Origin of the sequence: Oscillatoria sp. CS-180, assembly GCF_028330965.1 — a bacterium.
GTDB lineage: Bacteria > Cyanobacteriota > Cyanobacteriia > Phormidesmidales > Phormidesmidaceae > Halomicronema.
In genome coordinates this window covers 73,426-89,381 of record NZ_JAQMUB010000080.1, presented here as the reverse complement: position 1 = coordinate 89,381, position 15,956 = coordinate 73,426, and the positions used below count along the sequence as shown (strand labels likewise).

Here is a 15,956-nt window from a genome sequence, read left to right as displayed (position 1 = left end):
GCACTGCCCACCCTACAAGTTGATGGTGGCGTAGGGTGGGCAGTGCCCACCACACAGATGTTCATGAACAGAATTGCTTCTAAACCTCCGAAAGTAAACATCCTAGGCAATGCCCACCCTACTCACTCCGTTTTATTACAGTGGCGGTTTTGCCCTTATGCAACATTTGGCCCTGCGGTTAGTACTGTGGCGCAGTGGGGCGATCCCGCGGGACTACGCCGCCTTTCTTAAATACACATCTGAGTTACGCTTGACCCGACAAACCGGAGGCGAGTTTCGGTTCTTCCATGACCTGCTGCGCGAGCATTTTGCCCAGTCAGGTATTTGAGGTAGGGCAATAGGGCTAATATGAGCAAAACTCGCCCCCGTGACCATTTAACCTAGTGCGCACCAGATTAAATGGTCACGGGGGCGTTAGAAGGGCGATCGCAATCTCCCGTGGAGTAGGTTTCTAGACCTCAACTCAACAGCTTTGATGCATCCAACCCGCTTGGAATAGTTGATATCCTCAGTGGTAACGTCCAAATAAAGCTTCATAGACTCTGTTTAATAAAGTGTCTGCATCAACCGTTTTCGATAGGTCTGCGTTAGAGGATGGTCATTTCCCAACACGCCAAACAGAGTCAGCAAAGCTTTTCGGCCTGCATCTTCACGGTATTTGCGATCGCGCTCAACCAGCGTCAAAAACTGTTCCATAGCCGTTTCGTAATCGTCCGAAATAGCCGCTTTAGCCCCGGCCCAGTAGAGCTGATCCGCTTCAGTCGCCGGAGTGAGTTCAGCCGCAATTTGATGGAATTCGATGAGCGATCGCATTGCCACAGCTTGATCTCCATAAGGTCGCTGTAGTGGATCAACGTTATCGAGTAGAGTTTCTGCCTCAGAAAGGTTTCCTTGAGTCAGAAAAAACTGAGCTGCTTCCAACACCAGTTCCGGTCGATCAGAATAAGTCGACAACAAGGCTGTGTAGGTCTCACTCAGCTGCTGCTTATTTCCAGTTGCTTTCACAGCAGCCAGCGATTCCATAGCTTCATCAAAAGTGGACTTCAGATCCAGCTGCTCTAGAAACTCTCGCAGCTGGGGCTCAGGGAGCATTCCGACGAATCCGTTGTACACCTGTCCCTGCAGCGCCACCTTAACATCAGGCACTCCTTCAACTTGATAAATACGGGCAAGCTCTGGACTTTCGTCAATATCAACCTTTGCTAAGACGAAATCATAGTCTTGGGTCAGCTTTTCTAGCAAAGGTTTTAACAACTGGCAAGGACCACACCATTGGGCAAAGAAATCGATGACAACAGGCTTCTGAAAAGACTGCTCCAAAACGGCTTCTTCAAACGTTGGGCTGGTCACCTCAACAACTGCTCCCATTCCTCACTCTCCCAGTGATTATTTGTCCACCATTATCAATTCATATAGCGATAGGAACACTTCAATCACAATTAAGATCACGACATACCATTCCAGACGTAGCCCCGTTTTCTGCTGTTGAATGTCGAGGGCAGTTTGTGCCGTGCGTGAGACCAATTCCAACTTGCGTTCCAAAGCAAGGTGACGTTCTTGGATCTCATACTCATCTTCGATGCGAGCATAGAAGCGACCCAGTTCTGGATACTCCCACAACAATTCAGGTTTATCGACAATTTCAACACGCCCAACGATTTTGTGCTGAATTAGCAGGGAGTTACCAATTTGCTTCAGCAGTACGTCTGCCCCCTTATTGTTCGATCTTGGCTGTTGCAATCCTTCTGCAAAAGGTTCAATCCGATCAAATACTTGGGCTGACTCCGCCTCATACTTAGCTAAAACAACACTTTTCGCGAGAACATCAGCAACAAGCTGCAAGATTGGAATATCGAATTGAGAGAGCAAAACAACACCGTCTTCAACTTTGCCTTCGTTTACCGGAGCGATTTGAAGCACGACATCTTCTGTTTCAGGTTTAGAAAAAGGCTCGACAACAAATTCGTGAATGTCGTTTAGAAATGACGGTTCTTCGATCGCTGAAGGGCCGAATAGCACAGCAACGCCGTAATCAAACAAGACGACACAGTTGTCTTGTTTTCTTTGAATGATGAGAGGTTCAACAGCAAGTGGGGGGGACTGCGCAAAAGAGCTTAGCTCTATTTTTTGACCCAAGAAATAGGCGCGGACATTGACCGTATCGGTGTCGGCAAAAAGAACAGGCATTCGTAGAGAGGGTCAGAAGAAGAGGACAATTAGAAAAATGGAGGGTAACTCGCAAGCTTATTTAGCAATATCCGAGTTGACACAGTTGAATCAAGCGATCGCCCTTTTTAAGCTCTATGGAAAAACTTGAATTCGAGACACCCAAACAGCAGAACGCTAACAAATTTACAACAATGTTACGGATTTAACATCGACAGGTTGGATATAGAAATTGACACGGTCTTCACTTGACTCTTGCCGTTTTGGAACAGGAGTGCTCCTCTGCCGATTCGTTGACAAGGCACCAACCTACTTTTGGCTAACTTCGATTCAGAAGGAAGCCCTCGCCGGGATCGACTTCCAGGCAATCGATCACAGGACATCTCAGAGGCTCTTGAATATCCATTCTGTCTGCATCTATCCAGGTGTTGCTCTGCTCATCCGCCCAATTAATGGAATAGAGATACCGGCTGCGCGGCTTACCCATACTCAGGTCAGTTGACAGCAATGGCAAACACCCTAAAGTTTACGAGTTTTCCCAATGGAGATTGATGGCTTTTATGGGTATCTTCAAAGCGGATACCTAATTTTGTATCAGCACCTAAGCCGATACTCAGATGTGATGGTAGAGTTACAAAACTGGTTAAAAAGCCAGCAGGAATCTGTTGCACCGACGATTGTCACACATGATAGGAAAAGGCTCGAGCATGTCTCCAGAATCTCAGCTAAGCAGCATCTTGATTGTTGAAGACAGCAAAGGGCGACGCGAGATCAGTCTAGACGGCTCTGTATACTCGATTGGCCGCGATCCAAAATGTGATATTCGCCTATCATCACAGTTTGTCTCTCGGCATCATGCCACTCTAGTGCAGTTACCCAAAGACGACAATACTTTCTACTATCGAATCGTTGACGGCAATCTGAAAGGAAAGCCTAGCGCCAACGGCATGTTAATCAACGGGCGCAAAGTACCAGCTCATGATCTCAAAAATGAAGATGAGATTGTGTTCGGACCTCAAGCTAGAGCTATTTATTACCAGTTGCGGCGCGATCCAACGTCTACGACTCCTCCAGATGAATTTGACATCACTCTAATCAGTCCCAACATGGTTGATGAGTTGGAAGATGGAGCGGAAGATAACGCTTCTGAATAGTAAGTCAACCCGAGCTTGGACGCCTCGACATGTCCGAAGTTCAACGAAACGGTTTACCAATCAGACGAATAGATTGCTGCATCCTTATAGAATGAGTTCACGCATCACCAACCCATACGGAACGGCAGATCTCGCTCTTCAACCGCGATTTACAGCACTCGGTTTAGTGCAGCCGCTTCCTTCTTGGAACAATTGCAGAGGTTACAAAGGAGCGTTAGACATCGCCTGGTGGACCACTTCGAAAAGTCGATAGCAGTGATTATCCTTCTTGAGCGGCAGTTCTTGATTCTGCACGATGAGATCGACACGAACAGACGGATCAGAGACTGTTGGGGGGTTAATAAGCACCTCAACAGTTGCCAACTGCGCTAGTTTGACACCGCCCGGTTTTTCTTTAGCCACTAGGTAATCCTCGTTTTCGTATACGAGGTTCAAATCGCAGGACGTTAATGTGTCAGCAATTTTCTGACGGATATGAGTCAGGGAACTCACTGCCTTGAACAATGTGGTGTACCGTGCCATAGAGTTTTGGGATGAGAACAGTGAACGGGAGAACGAAAATCAACTCAATAATCTAGCCTTTGTCTATGCGATGCCTCGATAAGAGACATACATCTTCGTGGAATGGTTGACAATTCCGCTGATGAAAACTTCATGCAATATTTAATCTATAGCAATGCCGATAAAAAAGATGCAGTACTTACTACGCTTCTGAGTATTCGGCGTCACTTTAACCCTAATTTGAATGTAGACAAGCTTTCTGTATAAGAGCTATGTCAAACATTTGAAGTTCCCTCAACTCCACATGAAAAGTCTCAGGCCACTAATCAATACGTGATCCTATCAAAACGAGGGAAACGGATGCCATGGAGTGATACATACTTCGTCTGGGAAAGTCTCTGTTCAGGAAAACTCGTTTGAAATTGGACTGTAGAACTGCGATCGCGCTCCTTCCAAAGAAAATGATATTTCTCCAAAATAAACCAACCCTTAGCGGTTAATGTATCTCCAATCATTAAATTTGTATGCAATACTGATGGGCATTTCTAAGCGTCTTTGAGATTGCTTATGGTAAATGTTGTGCCGTATTGACTAATATGCAGGGTAAGCTAATCGTTTTCGAAGGAGTCGAGGGAAGTGGAAAAAGCACACAGCTGCTGCGACTTGAACGTTGGCTCACTCAGCATCCAACTTTTCAGACGTTACAATCCTGCGGAGCAGTGCCCGAAATCATTGTGACGCGAGAACCTGGCGGCACAGAGTTAGGCAAATCCCTGAGAAATTTGCTGTTAAACCATCAAGACAATCTAGCGTTAGGGGCACGAGCTGAGCTAATGCTGTATGCCGCTGATCGATCGCAACATATTGAGGAGCTTATCCTACCAGCCTTGAAAGCCGGCAGCTGGGTTTTATGCGATCGCTTTATTGACTCAACCGTTGCCTATCAAGGATTTGGACGGGGATTAAGTCTTTCGCTGATCGAGAATCTCAATCACATTGCAACGCAGGGCATCACAGGAAACCTTACCTTCTGGTTACAGCTAGACGCAGCACAAGGATTGGCTCGCAGTCGCTCTCGGGGTCAGCTTGACCGCATGGAACAGGCCAGCATGGACTTTCATCGGCAGGTGCAACAGGGGTTTGAAACACTAGCTGAACAATATCCTGGACGCATCATCTCGATTGACGCAGCTCAATCCGAGGAAGGTGTCGCGTTGCAAGTCCAAACCGTCATGGAACAGCACCTTAAGATATGGTACGGGAAACATTTTCAGATTTATTAGGGCAAGAAACGGCAGTTGACTTGCTGTGTCAGGCGATCGCCAAGCAGCGCATTGCCCCAGCCTATCTTTTTGCTGGACCTGCGGGTACTGGACGACGCTTGGCAGCTATTCGATTTGCAGAGTGTTTGCTGCACCCTAGCTGGATGGAGACTGATGGCAAACGCCTCCACGGTCACAATGCCGATCCCCAAGTTTTAAGACGGCGAATTCAGGACCGGAATCACCCAGATTTGATGTGGGTAGAGCCGACCTACCTTCACAAAGGTAAGCCCATTACAGCAGCCGAAGCTGTAACTCTTGACCTCAAACGCCGCAGTCCTCCGCAAATTAGACTGGAACAGATTCGAGACATTACTCGATTTCTAGCTCGACCCACATTGGAGTCTTCCCGTGCTGTGGTTGTCGTTGAGGGAGCCGAGACGATGGCTGAAGCGCCTGCAAATGGACTTTTAAAGACTTTAGAGGAGCCGGGAAAGGCCACCCTTATCTTATTGGCGACCGACAGCGCTAATCTGTTGCCAACCATTGTGTCTCGCTGTCAAACGATTCCGTTTCGTCGTTTGCCGTCTAAAACATTGGCAACAATTCTGACTCAAGCAGGGCATTCAGCTATTTTGCATCAGCAGAGCGTTCTGGAAATGGCTCAGGGCAGTCCAGGCCAGGCGATCGCAGCTTGGGAACAGCTTCAGACGCTCCCAGCAGAATTACTGTCCTCACTCAAAACGCCTCCATCAAGTCTCATCCAAGCACTGAACCTTGCCCGTCGCATCAGTAAAGAAATCGATACTGAATCTCAACTTTGGTTGGTTGAGTATCTTCAGCACCACGCTTGGCAAACTCAGCGATCGCCCGTTATTCTTGCAGCCTTAGAAAAAGCCCGCCTACACTTGAGGCGCTTTGTGCAACCTCGTTTGGTGTGGGAAGTTACACTGATGAGTTTTTTGGAAGAGTGAGGAAATACTGATGAGTTTCTCGAATCATTAACCAACAGCCGCAGATACAAGACCATAGAGTTCTTTGAGATTTACGCAGGCCCCTTCATGTTCTAATTTTGGAGGACGTTAAATTTGGCGTCCTCTGTTTAAATCTTCAAAGGCCAGAGCGGATTCAATAATGCGGCCTGTTCCTGACAAGAATAAGGTCGAATAGTCTCAACCGTTCTAGTCCATTTATCTAGTCCACAGCCAACAAATTAAAACTACACGGTTTAGTTTCTTGACATAAGATGTGAGACTAAAATATCAATAGAGTCGTCGCTGGTTCCGCTAGAACAGGACGGCAAGCCATCTGGCTATTACGACACCCAGGCACTGCTTGACACACATCGTCAGATGGCTAAACATCTCTACCCCGTTTTCGAAGGCAGACCCTATGGCAATCAAACGACCTCGTTTCTCGTTATCAGACAAAGCGTTTTGGCTATTGGCTGTCGGTTTGGTTTTAGCGGGGGGGTTTACCTTTTGGGGGGTGCGATCGCTCATTCAAGCCCGACAAAATGACGTGACTGAAACGCCAGTAGCCCCTCCTCAGAGAGTGCAGGTGGCAGCACTCGGTCGGGTCGAACCTGCTGGGCGTGTGGTCGATGTTGTCCCTTCTGAGAATGGTCGTTTGAGTCAGTTAGACGTCGAGGAAGGCGATCAAGTTCAAGCTGACCAGATTTTGGCTTATTTGGATATCTATGACGTTCGTCAAGCAGAACGAGACTATGCCGCGAGTCAACTGGCAGAGGCGCAAGATTTACTAGTGGCCCAAACTCAAGCAGGGGAGGCCTCCATTCAGGAAGCTGAGACAAAAATAGCTCAGGTGGATCAACCTCAAACGGCTGCCATTCAGGCTCAGCAAAATACTATCGATAGTTTGCAGGCAGATTTGAGAATTGCGGCGGCAGATTTGGCTCGGTTTGAACAGCTTTATGCCGACGGGGCGATCGCCTTACAAGAGGTGGACCGTCAACGAGCGACGGTACAGCGATTGCGAGAACAGATTTCAAGTGCTCAAGCCCGCAAGCAAGAATTAGAAGCAGCTCGTATCAGCAATATGGCTAATGCAGAGGCCCAGGTAGACGCCGAAGTTGCTGATTTGCAGCTGGCACAAGCTCAAGTCACTGTTGATTCGGCGACCCAGAACTTAGCGCTAGCAGAAGCTCGACTTGATCAAGCGATCATTCGCGCTCCTAGAGACGGACAGATTCTTCAGATCTACGCCGAACCGGGTGAGGCTGTGACCACGAGCGATCCCATTCTGGCCCTGGGTAATACTGAGCAGATGTATGTCGTTGCCGAAGTCTATGAAACCGATGTCACGCTCGTAGAGATAGGACAGCGAGCAACCATCACCAGTCGCAATGGTGCTTTTGACCAAACCTTGACGGGCACTGTGGAGCAAATCGGCTTGCAAATTTTCAAAAATGACGTGCTTGACGATGATCCAGCTGCAAACGCTGACGCTCGCGTGGTGGAGGTTCGTGTTCGTGTCGATCAGAGTGAGGTAATTGCTGGACTCACAAATTTGCAGGTTGATGTGGCCATTGACGTGGAGTCTTGAATGAAACGTACGCCACTCGCGTTATTGAACCTATTGCATGAGCGCACTCGTCTGGTGGTAGCGATCGCAGGAGTGGCTTTTGCAGTCTTACTCATTTTTATGAATTTGGGCTTTCAGGGAGCTTTACTCCAAACAGCGGTTAACTTTTATGAGCGCATTGATGCCGATATCTTTCTAACATCGCCCCAGTCTTTGGAAATCAGCACCACGAAAGCTTTTCCTCGGACGCGCCTATATCAGGTGGCGGGTATTGAAGGGGTGGAACGTGTCATGCCGCTTTACATGGAATATCTCCTGTGGCGCAACCCTGAAACCCGCATTAGCCGCGCTATGTTCGTATTCGGGATCAATCCTCAGGACCCTGTTTTTGTCATGCCGGAACTACAAACGGCAAAAGCCAGAACCATTTTGAAGCAGCCTGACACCGTTTTCATTGATCGCCTCTCCCGCGCCGAATTTGGTCCCCAAACAATCGGATTAGAAACGGAAGCAGATCGCCGTCGCATCACCATCGGCGGCCAATATACGCTGGGTGGAGGCTTTGCCTCTGACGGCACCTTAATTATGAGTGACCAGAATTTTGTCCGATTCTTTTCACCTCGTCCCTTCAGTCAGATCAACTTGGGGCTAATTCAATTATCGCCAGAAGCCGATCCTGAAGCGGTGGCAGCCACGATGCGACAGACTTTACCGGCGGATGTAGAGGTCAAGATGAAGCATGAGATCGTTCAGAACGATTTGCAGTATTGGCTAGTGAATACGGCGATCGGCTTTATCTTCTCATTGGGCGTGCTCGTTTCTTTTATCGTGGGGACGGTCATCGTCTATCAAATCCTCTACACCGATATTCGGGATCATTTGAAGGAATACGCCACTCTCAAAGCAATGGGCTACAGCGGACGCTATCTGTTTGGGGTCGTTCTACAAGAAGCCGTTATCTTAGCCCTGGCAGGATATGTTCCTGGTCTCCTAGTTGCCATCGGTCTTTATCGGCTGACCTTCAGAGCCACAGCTCTACCCATGGTCATGACGCCCAATCGACTGGTGTTGGTTTTCCTATTGACCATTGTGATGTGCGGACTATCGGGTCTCATTTCAGTGCGACGAGCCGTTACTGCTGATCCAGCGGAGGTCTTTTAGAACGCCCATGTATTGGTGGAAACGGACCCCATTAGCCCTACTTAATCTGATTCACGATCGCCGTAAATTCGCCACCTCTCTAGCTGGTGTTGGGTTTGCTGTGCTGCTGATGTTTCTCTTCACCGGATTCAAAAATGCACTGTACGACAGTCAGATACAGCTGATTGACCGATTGAACGCGGACATCGTGATCATCAACCGTTTGAAGAACAACATGTTCGTGCCGGAACCCTTTGCCCGCCGCCGACTTTATCAAGCAAAAGCCTTCGACGGCGTCCAAGCTGCCTTTCCCCTCTACATCAGTGAGGTGCGCTGGAAAAATCCGGTGACTCGGAAAACTCGACCGGTTCGAGTACTGGCTTTCAATTTGGCTGATTCGGCATTGACCATCGAAGGCATTCAAGAGAACTTGGATGCCCTCAGATTGCCAAACACCGCTTTGATTGATACTCGGGCACGAGCTGAAGTTGGCCCTAGGGAAGCTGGAATTATCACGGAGCTAGCAGATCGGGAAGTTCGCATTGTTGGCACTTTTGAATTAGGGACCGACTTTGCGTCAGGAAATGGCAATTTAATTATGAGTGACCAGAACTTTTTGCGATATTTTGCCGACCGAGGACCGGAGGAAGATGAACGGACGTTCTCTACTGTCGATATTGGACTGATTACAGTGGAACCAGGGAGCGATATTGATGACTTAGTACAGCAGCTGGGCACCTTTCTGCCCAATGATGTCAAAGTGATGCGACGATCTGGTCCAGAGAATAGCTTTGAGGATCAGGAACGCACTTACTGGCGAGAAAACACCAATATTGCCTTTGTGTTCTCCCTGCTGACGGTGATGAGCTTCTTTGTGGGCATTATTCTGGTTTACCAGATTCTCTATACAGACGTTGCAGACCACTGGTCAGAGTACGCAACGCTGAAAGCAATGGGCTACACCAACTGGTTTTTGCTAGGGGTAGTCATTCAAGAGGCCATTATTTTGTCAGTCTTAGGGTTTATTCCAGGAATCATTATTAGCCGCTTGCTCTACATTGGGGCTGGAAATGCCACTGGACTCTTTTTCTTAATGACCCTTGAGCGAATTATAAACATCTATCTTTTGACGTTTGTGATGTGTTTGATTTCAGGGGCGATCGCAGTTCGTAAAGTTCAGTCCGCTGATCCAGCAGAGGTTTTTGGCTAATGGCATCCTTCTCCAACTCCAGTCAGGTCTTGAATACTGCTGTACACGAGACATCACCGACTGTTCAGGTTCGTCATCTGAACTACTTCTTTGGCACGGGTGATCTCTGTAAGCAGGTGCTGTTTGACATTAATTTGAACTTGCCAAGCGGACAAATCGTGATCATGACAGGACCGTCCGGGTCGGGTAAAACCACCTTGCTAACCCTTATTGGTGCTTTGCGAACGATTCACGAGGGTAGCCTGCAAGTACTAGGGCGAGAGCTAGTTGGGCTGAGTGGCCGAAAACTAGTGGAAGTTCGCCGCAATATTGGATTCATCTTTCAAGCGCACAATCTGTTTGAATCGCTGACGGCTTCTCAAAATGTGGAAATGGCAGTAGAGCTGACGCGGCAGTTCGACACTAAGCGAGCCTGTGCAATTAGTATCCTAGAGCAACTTGGCCTGGGTGAACGAGTGGACTACAAGCCGGGTTCTCTCTCTGGCGGACAAAAGCAGCGGGTGGCGATCGCCCGAGCGTTGGTTAATCAACCCCCGTTAATCCTGGCCGATGAACCCACTGCTGCACTCGATAAACAGTCAGGTCGTGACGTAGTGACGCTGATGCAGAAGCTGGCCAAGGAACAAAACCGAACCATTTTGATGGTGACTCACGATAATCGAATTTTGGATGTGGCCGACCGAATTATTAATTTGGTCGATGGACGGCTAGAATCTGACGAAACACTTGATACGTTCGTCGCAGCCCATGATCCACAGCACTCAGAGGGGCATCAGTTCATTCTTTAGTATGAATTCGTTCAACTCTCGTCATCGATAAAATTTTGAGTAAGGCTCTAGATTCTCTTCCACAAGGTAGAGATATTCGACATTGCGTTAAGCATAGCGTAAGTTTGTGGCTGATTCATGGTTGCTAAAGGGCTACAGGTATAGTCATTGCCAGTTCTGCTAGGACAAGATGGCTAAAGCTATAAAATAGGTAATCTGTTAATTCTCGTTTAGCGATAAACGGGTTGCCAAGTTCAGGCATTTATTCATTTATCGGAGCCTTATATGGCAGACACATCTTCTCAAGATAAAGACGATTTTTTACTTCCTCGCAGTACTTATTGGGGCAAACCATCGCTTCCTAACCTGACCTTCAACGCAAACTTGCAGGAATTTGCTCAGCGCATTTCCTACATTTGCAACCTTGAAACAGGGGGGAAAATCACCAGCGAGGAGGCCTATAAGGAAATTAAGGGTTTGTGGAAACAGCTCAAAGCTTCTAAGAAAAATCTTTTGGATACTCCTCTTCCAGACATTGGACCAGAAGATTTACCCGACGACGAACGGTAATTATCGATCCTCTTTCTCCTATTTATTGTCGAATTTTGAACTACGAAGCTGCATTTGGTTGTATACGTATTCAGCAACTTCCGGAAAAACTTTAGAGTTAACGTCTGAGTAGACAGAGTCGTTAGCAAACACGACGAGAATAAACTTAGTTTTGCCATCTGGAGAGCTGATAATTGCAGCTTCTTGACGGCCATCGTCGAACGTAAAACCAAGCTTGGTATACAGTCGAACATCCGGTGGCAAATATTCACCAAAAAATCCCTCAATGGCATTATTGTCTTCATATTGCCAAACCGCTGGATCTGTACTGTGATGAAGATGTTGTTTAATGCGATCGCTATACTCTGCTGAAATAGCTTGACCCGTCTCAATTTCATACAGTAAACGAGCCAAAGCAAATGTTGTCAGATAATTACGGCCTTCTATAGCTTTGCCAGCCTCCTTTTGGGCCCTATCTGCAAACTGCAAGTCTCTTCCCGTTCTTTCTGTCATATTCAAATCAGGAATGGGAAAAGTTTTATGAGCAATGTTGATATCGGAATAGCCTGCTAAAGCAAAATAGTCGTTGATCGTATTTCGAGCTTCTATCCAATTCAGTAAGTTAGCTTCGTCTAAATTATCGCCTGATTGAGTTTGGGTTATGAGATCTAGGACTCGACTAGAAGCGCCATTATTTGAATAATGAGTCATCAGCGCCTCATCACCGATAGGTAAGCCGACGTCAGGCTGTAGAATATCGGCTTCGTAGTAACCGTAAAGGGCCACGAGCCAGAAGAGTTTGACGGTGCTAGCAGGATACCGCCGTTCTAGGCTTTGATACTCGCCATAGTCACAGCAATCTCCTGTTAAGTCAACTAAACTAACTGAAACAGATTCCGTTGGATACCCCTGCGCTTCAAGCAAACTGACTACAGATTTCACTATTTGCTCAAGATCTGGAGCGTTTACATCATCTGAATTGAACAGAAAGGGAGGGTCCTCTTCAACGTTGTATCTGAGTTGATCATAGGTGTGAGCATTCTCTAGAAAATCCAATCCGCTAAGAACAATAGGAGACCACTGGGACGATTCATGGATGAGCAAGCGACGACTAACCGCACCTGTACAGTGTTTTCTGAAGTCAGTCAAAGTCTTCTCTATAGAAGCCAAAGGTTTGAAGTTGTCCTGGCAAACATTAACGTGCTCCTGAATCTTTGAAAACCTGCTTTCACTAGATAGATGGAATCCTAAATACAAACCGAAACCGATAGCGAATCCAATAAAAGGAATCTCTAAAGCAATGAGATATTTTAATGAGTTTGCTTGCGAAAGTTTTCTCATAAATGTAGGGTTTCGAAACGGTTTGTAAGGTACGTAGCAGATAATCTTGAATCGGAATTGGAGCGATCGCTAACGGTCACATGCAAACAGCTAAAGATTCGAACAACGAAAGCGCTTCTAATAAATGAGATTACAAAACGAGATTATAAATGAAATGACAAAGATTGAGCACTGACTTGATAGCTTAGGCATTTCAACTACGCTTTTTTGTTTACCGTCGTTCTTGATTAGGAGCAACAGTGGCTGCTGGACACCAGTTTGTTTTAGATCTAACCATCGCACTAGGGGCATCGGCAGTTAGTGGATTTATCGCTCATCGGTTACGTCAACCAGCACTGCTGGGCTACTTGGCTGCTGGTTTATTAATTGGCCCGTCTGGCTTTGGATTACTCAATGATGTCGAGCAGATTGAAGAATTAGCCGAAATTGGGGTTGCTTTTCTCCTGTTTGCCTTAGGAGTTGAGTTTTCTCTAGCTGAACTGAAGCGAGTCCAGAAAATTGCGATCCAGGGCAGTCTCCTGCAAATGGGGGCGACGATCCTACTTGTTTTAGGAATTTCTTCCCTAACAGGATGGGCAACCTCTCCACTGCAAGGCGTTTTTTTGGGATTTGTGCTGGCCTTGTCTTCAACTGCCGTCGTACTCAAAATTTTGACCGAGCGAGGTGAGACGGGTGCGCTTCATGGGCAGCTAATGTTGGCTTTACTGATTGCCCAAGATTTAGCATTAGGCCTTATGCTGGCCTTTTTGCCAGCTTTGAATCAGCCAGATGCATTTCTGCTGATGCTGACTGGCGCAATCTTCAAATTTTTCATTTTTTTGGCAGGAGCGATCGTAGTCGGACGCTGGTTTGTTCCAAAATTAATGCGAACTGTTGCCGCGACAGAGAGCCAAGAGCTATTTCTCCTCACCACCATTGCCCTCTGTTTAGGCATTGCCTGGACTACCGCTATGCTGGGGCTTTCTATTGAAATGGGGGCCTTTGTTGCAGGCTTAATGGTGGCCGAAGTTGATTATTCTGAGCAGGCCTTAGGGCGAGTTTTACCTTTACGAGATACGTTTGCCTGTCTGTTTTTTGCCTCGGTGGGGATGCTAATTGATCCCCAAGTGCTGGTCAACAATTGGATCGTAATTCTAGAATTAGTGAGCTTGGTGATGATTGGCAAAGCGTTAGTTATCTTGCCAATTATCTTGCGGTTTGGTTACTCCTTCAAGACGGCTCTGCTGGTTAGCGTAGGACTCAATCAGATTGGCGAGTTCTCCTTTGTCCTGTCACTTCAGGGTTTTGGCCTAGGCATCATCACGGAACAGCAATATCTGCTGCTGCTGGGAACAACGGCCATTACGCTAGTTCTCACCCCCGCTTGGATCAACAGTGCACCTTTCTTGACTCGCCAATTCAAACGAGTGCCCTATCTGAAAAGATGGCTGGATCAGCTTTCTGAGCCACAGCTACTGTCCGTGCCTGACAATATCTCCGATCACATTATCGTAGCGGGCTACGGCAGAGTAGGACAGGTAATCGTCAACATTTTGCTGAATCGAGGCTACACAGTCTTAGTCATCGAAAACAGTGAAGCTGCAATTCAGAAACTTCGCCGCCGCCACATTCCCTTCATCTATGGAGATGCCGATGCGGAACAGGTTTTGGAGAAAACCCATGTCTCGACAGCAAAAGCACTGGCGATCGCCCTTCCCGATCCTATTAGTACCCGTCTGCTATTGCAGCAAGCCCTAGCTCGTGCACCCCAGCTCGACATCATTGCCCGATCTCACACGTATGGAGAAATTGATCTGCTGACTCAACTGGGTGCTCGGGAAGTCGTCCAGCCTGAATTTGAGGCCGCTATGGAACTTGGAGCCCACTTGCTACGGACCTTAGGTGAAGAAACCAAGGAGATTCAGACTGTTCTTGAAGATATTCGGCGCGATCGCTATCAAAGTGTCCGAGGCTAGCAGTTCAGCACATTGTCAGCAGCTGCCTTCCCTAGACCTTGTTCACTAACAGCTACAGCTATGAGTACTTAGCTTCAGACAGCTATCAGTACTAGCCTGCCCGTCAGATTCAACTTCCCTACTGCCTTTGTCTCCTTGGCAGCCTTCAGATGATGTCTTTAATCGTCATCATCAGGCATATCATCAAGATCATCATCAGCCTTGCCATTCAGTTCGCCAGCACCACCAATATTGAGCTTTTGCTTAACTTTATTCTCAATTTCCAAAGCCAATTCAGGCTTCTCTTCAAGCAGTTTGATTGCGTTGTCGCGGCCTTGGCTAATGTTTTCACCGTTGTAGCTATACCAGGCTCCCTTGCGAACGATGATATCGTTTTGCTCCGCCAAATCCACAATACAGCCCAGACTTGAGATGCCACGGCCAAAGATGATATCGAACTCTGCAATGCGGAAGGGTGGAGCTACTTTGTTTTTAGCCACCTTAACCTTGGCCCGGATGCCATACTCTTCGCTTCCCTTCTTTAAGGTTTGAATTCTGCGAATATCTAAGCGCACAGAGGAATAGAACTTGAGAGCATTACCTCCCGTCGTTGTCTCCGGGTTGCCATACATAACACCAATTTTTGATCGCAATTGATTGAGAAAGATGACCGTACAGCCCGATTTACCAATATTACCCGTAATCTTTCGCAAAGCTTGACTCATCAGGCGCGCTTGCAAACCAACGTGAGAGTCACCCATCTCACCTTCAATTTCTGCCCGAGGAACCAAAGCTGCAACTGAGTCCACCACCACCAGGTCAATTGCAGATGATCGCACCAACTGGTCAACGATTTCTAACGCGGCCTCTCCAGTATCGGGCTGAGAAATAAGCAAATCTTCAATGTTGACGCCCAACACTTGAGAATATTCGGGATCAAGCGCGTGCTCTGCATCCACGAACGCAGCTATCCCCCCCTGTTTCTGAACTTCAGCGAGCGCGTGAAGGGCTAAGGTTGTCTTACCTGAACTCTCTGGGCCATAAATTTCAATTACACGTCCTTTTGGCAGTCCACCACCTAGAGCCATATCCAACGTCAATGCTCCGGTGGGAACGGTTGCTACCTTCATTCGGCTGGCATCCCCCAGCTTCATGATGGAGCCTTTCCCAAAGTTGCGCTCAATCTGGTTGAGCACCATGCTCAACGCTTTTTCCTTGTCGGGGTTACCGGTGGTAGTCTTAGCCATACTGTCCCTTAGGTCGCCGAGTGCCAATAATGGTTTGCAGCGATGATACTGCAACAAAGCCAAAGTTTAGTCTAACGACAAATCTGAAATTTTTTCTTCTCTATCATACATACAGATGTACTAAATTCTAAGCGTATTTAA

General features: G+C 47.4%; 15 protein-coding genes. 10 read left to right on the top strand and 5 right to left on the bottom strand.

Annotated elements, in window-relative coordinates:
• Positions 1 to 109: 109 nt before the first annotated feature.
• Entirely contained in the window at positions 110 to 328 is a 219-nt protein-coding gene (locus PN498_RS19075) for a hypothetical protein (protein ID WP_272064815.1), read from the top strand.
• A 218-nt stretch (positions 329 to 546) separates the two neighbouring features.
• On the opposite strand, the gene PN498_RS19070 is transcribed toward PN498_RS19075, so the two are convergent.
• Both PN498_RS19070 and PN498_RS19065 read right to left on the bottom strand, forming a co-directional pair.
• Complete coding sequence (locus tag PN498_RS19070) at positions 547 to 1,368, bottom strand: tetratricopeptide repeat protein (protein ID WP_272064814.1); 822 nt, start codon at positions 1,366 to 1,368, stop codon at positions 547 to 549.
• Positions 1,369 to 1,386: 18 nt separating this feature from the next.
• Entirely contained in the window at positions 1,387 to 2,187 is an 801-nt protein-coding gene (locus tag PN498_RS19065; RefSeq protein WP_272064813.1) for an RMD1 family protein, read from the bottom strand.
• A gap of 686 nt (positions 2,188 to 2,873) precedes the next feature.
• On the opposite strand from PN498_RS19065, the gene PN498_RS19060 reads away from it, so the two are divergent.
• Positions 2,874 to 3,320: an FHA domain-containing protein gene (locus PN498_RS19060; protein ID WP_272064811.1), complete on the top strand. Its 447-nt coding sequence runs from the start codon at positions 2,874 to 2,876 to the stop codon at positions 3,318 to 3,320.
• A gap of 201 nt (positions 3,321 to 3,521) precedes the next feature.
• On the opposite strand, the gene PN498_RS19055 is transcribed toward PN498_RS19060, so the two are convergent.
• Positions 3,522 to 3,842 (bottom strand): hypothetical protein, encoded by a 321-nt coding sequence (locus PN498_RS19055; protein ID WP_272064809.1) that lies wholly within the window; start codon positions 3,840 to 3,842, stop codon positions 3,522 to 3,524.
• A 575-nt stretch (positions 3,843 to 4,417) separates the two neighbouring features.
• Between PN498_RS19055 and tmk the strand changes: the two genes are divergently transcribed.
• The 7 genes from tmk (at position 4,418) to PN498_RS19020 (ending at position 11,314) form a co-directional block, all read left to right on the top strand.
• Positions 4,418 to 5,104, top strand: coding sequence for a dTMP kinase (gene tmk / locus PN498_RS19050; RefSeq protein ID WP_272064808.1), 687 nt, complete (start codon positions 4,418 to 4,420; stop codon positions 5,102 to 5,104).
• A complete protein-coding gene (locus tag PN498_RS19045; protein ID WP_272064806.1) occupies positions 5,074 to 6,057 on the top strand; it encodes a DNA polymerase III subunit delta' in 984 nt (327 codons plus the stop codon). Before tmk ends, PN498_RS19045 begins: the two co-directional genes overlap by 31 nt.
• Before the next feature lie 418 nt (positions 6,058 to 6,475).
• On the top strand, positions 6,476 to 7,648 hold the full coding sequence (locus PN498_RS19040) for an efflux RND transporter periplasmic adaptor subunit (protein ID WP_272064805.1): 1,173 nt from the start codon (positions 6,476 to 6,478) through the stop codon (positions 7,646 to 7,648).
• Positions 7,649 to 8,788: an ABC transporter permease DevC gene (gene devC, locus PN498_RS19035; protein WP_272064803.1), complete on the top strand. Its 1,140-nt coding sequence runs from the start codon at positions 7,649 to 7,651 to the stop codon at positions 8,786 to 8,788. It begins immediately after the preceding gene.
• A 7-nt stretch (positions 8,789 to 8,795) separates the two neighbouring features.
• Positions 8,796 to 9,977: an ABC transporter permease DevC gene (devC, locus tag PN498_RS19030; protein WP_272064801.1), complete on the top strand. Its 1,182-nt coding sequence runs from the start codon at positions 8,796 to 8,798 to the stop codon at positions 9,975 to 9,977.
• A complete protein-coding gene (locus PN498_RS19025; protein WP_272064800.1) occupies positions 9,977 to 10,765 on the top strand; it encodes an ATP-binding cassette domain-containing protein in 789 nt (262 codons plus the stop codon). The genes devC (PN498_RS19030) and PN498_RS19025 overlap by 1 nt, the downstream gene beginning before the upstream one ends.
• A 264-nt stretch (positions 10,766 to 11,029) precedes the next feature.
• Complete coding sequence (locus PN498_RS19020) at positions 11,030 to 11,314, top strand: DUF7219 family protein (RefSeq protein WP_272064798.1); 285 nt, start codon at positions 11,030 to 11,032, stop codon at positions 11,312 to 11,314.
• An 18-nt stretch (positions 11,315 to 11,332) separates the two neighbouring features.
• On the opposite strand, the gene PN498_RS19015 is transcribed toward PN498_RS19020, so the two are convergent.
• The gene (locus PN498_RS19015) at positions 11,333 to 12,463 is read right to left on the bottom strand and encodes a serine hydrolase (protein ID WP_272064797.1); all 1,131 of its coding nucleotides are present in this window, start codon (positions 12,461 to 12,463) and stop codon (positions 11,333 to 11,335) included.
• A 410-nt stretch (positions 12,464 to 12,873) separates the two neighbouring features.
• Here PN498_RS19015 and PN498_RS19010 point away from each other — a divergent pair, with 410 nt between their 5' ends.
• Complete coding sequence (locus PN498_RS19010; RefSeq protein ID WP_272064796.1) at positions 12,874 to 14,589, top strand: cation:proton antiporter; 1,716 nt, start codon at positions 12,874 to 12,876, stop codon at positions 14,587 to 14,589.
• Between the two features lie 158 nt (positions 14,590 to 14,747).
• Here the strand turns inward: PN498_RS19010 and recA are convergent, their stop codons facing one another.
• Positions 14,748 to 15,815 carry a recombinase RecA gene (recA, locus tag PN498_RS19005; protein WP_272064794.1) on the bottom strand — a complete coding sequence of 356 codons (1,068 nt, stop codon included), beginning with the start codon at positions 15,813 to 15,815 and terminating at the stop codon, positions 14,748 to 14,750.
• Between the last annotated feature and the right edge of the window lie 141 nt (positions 15,816 to 15,956).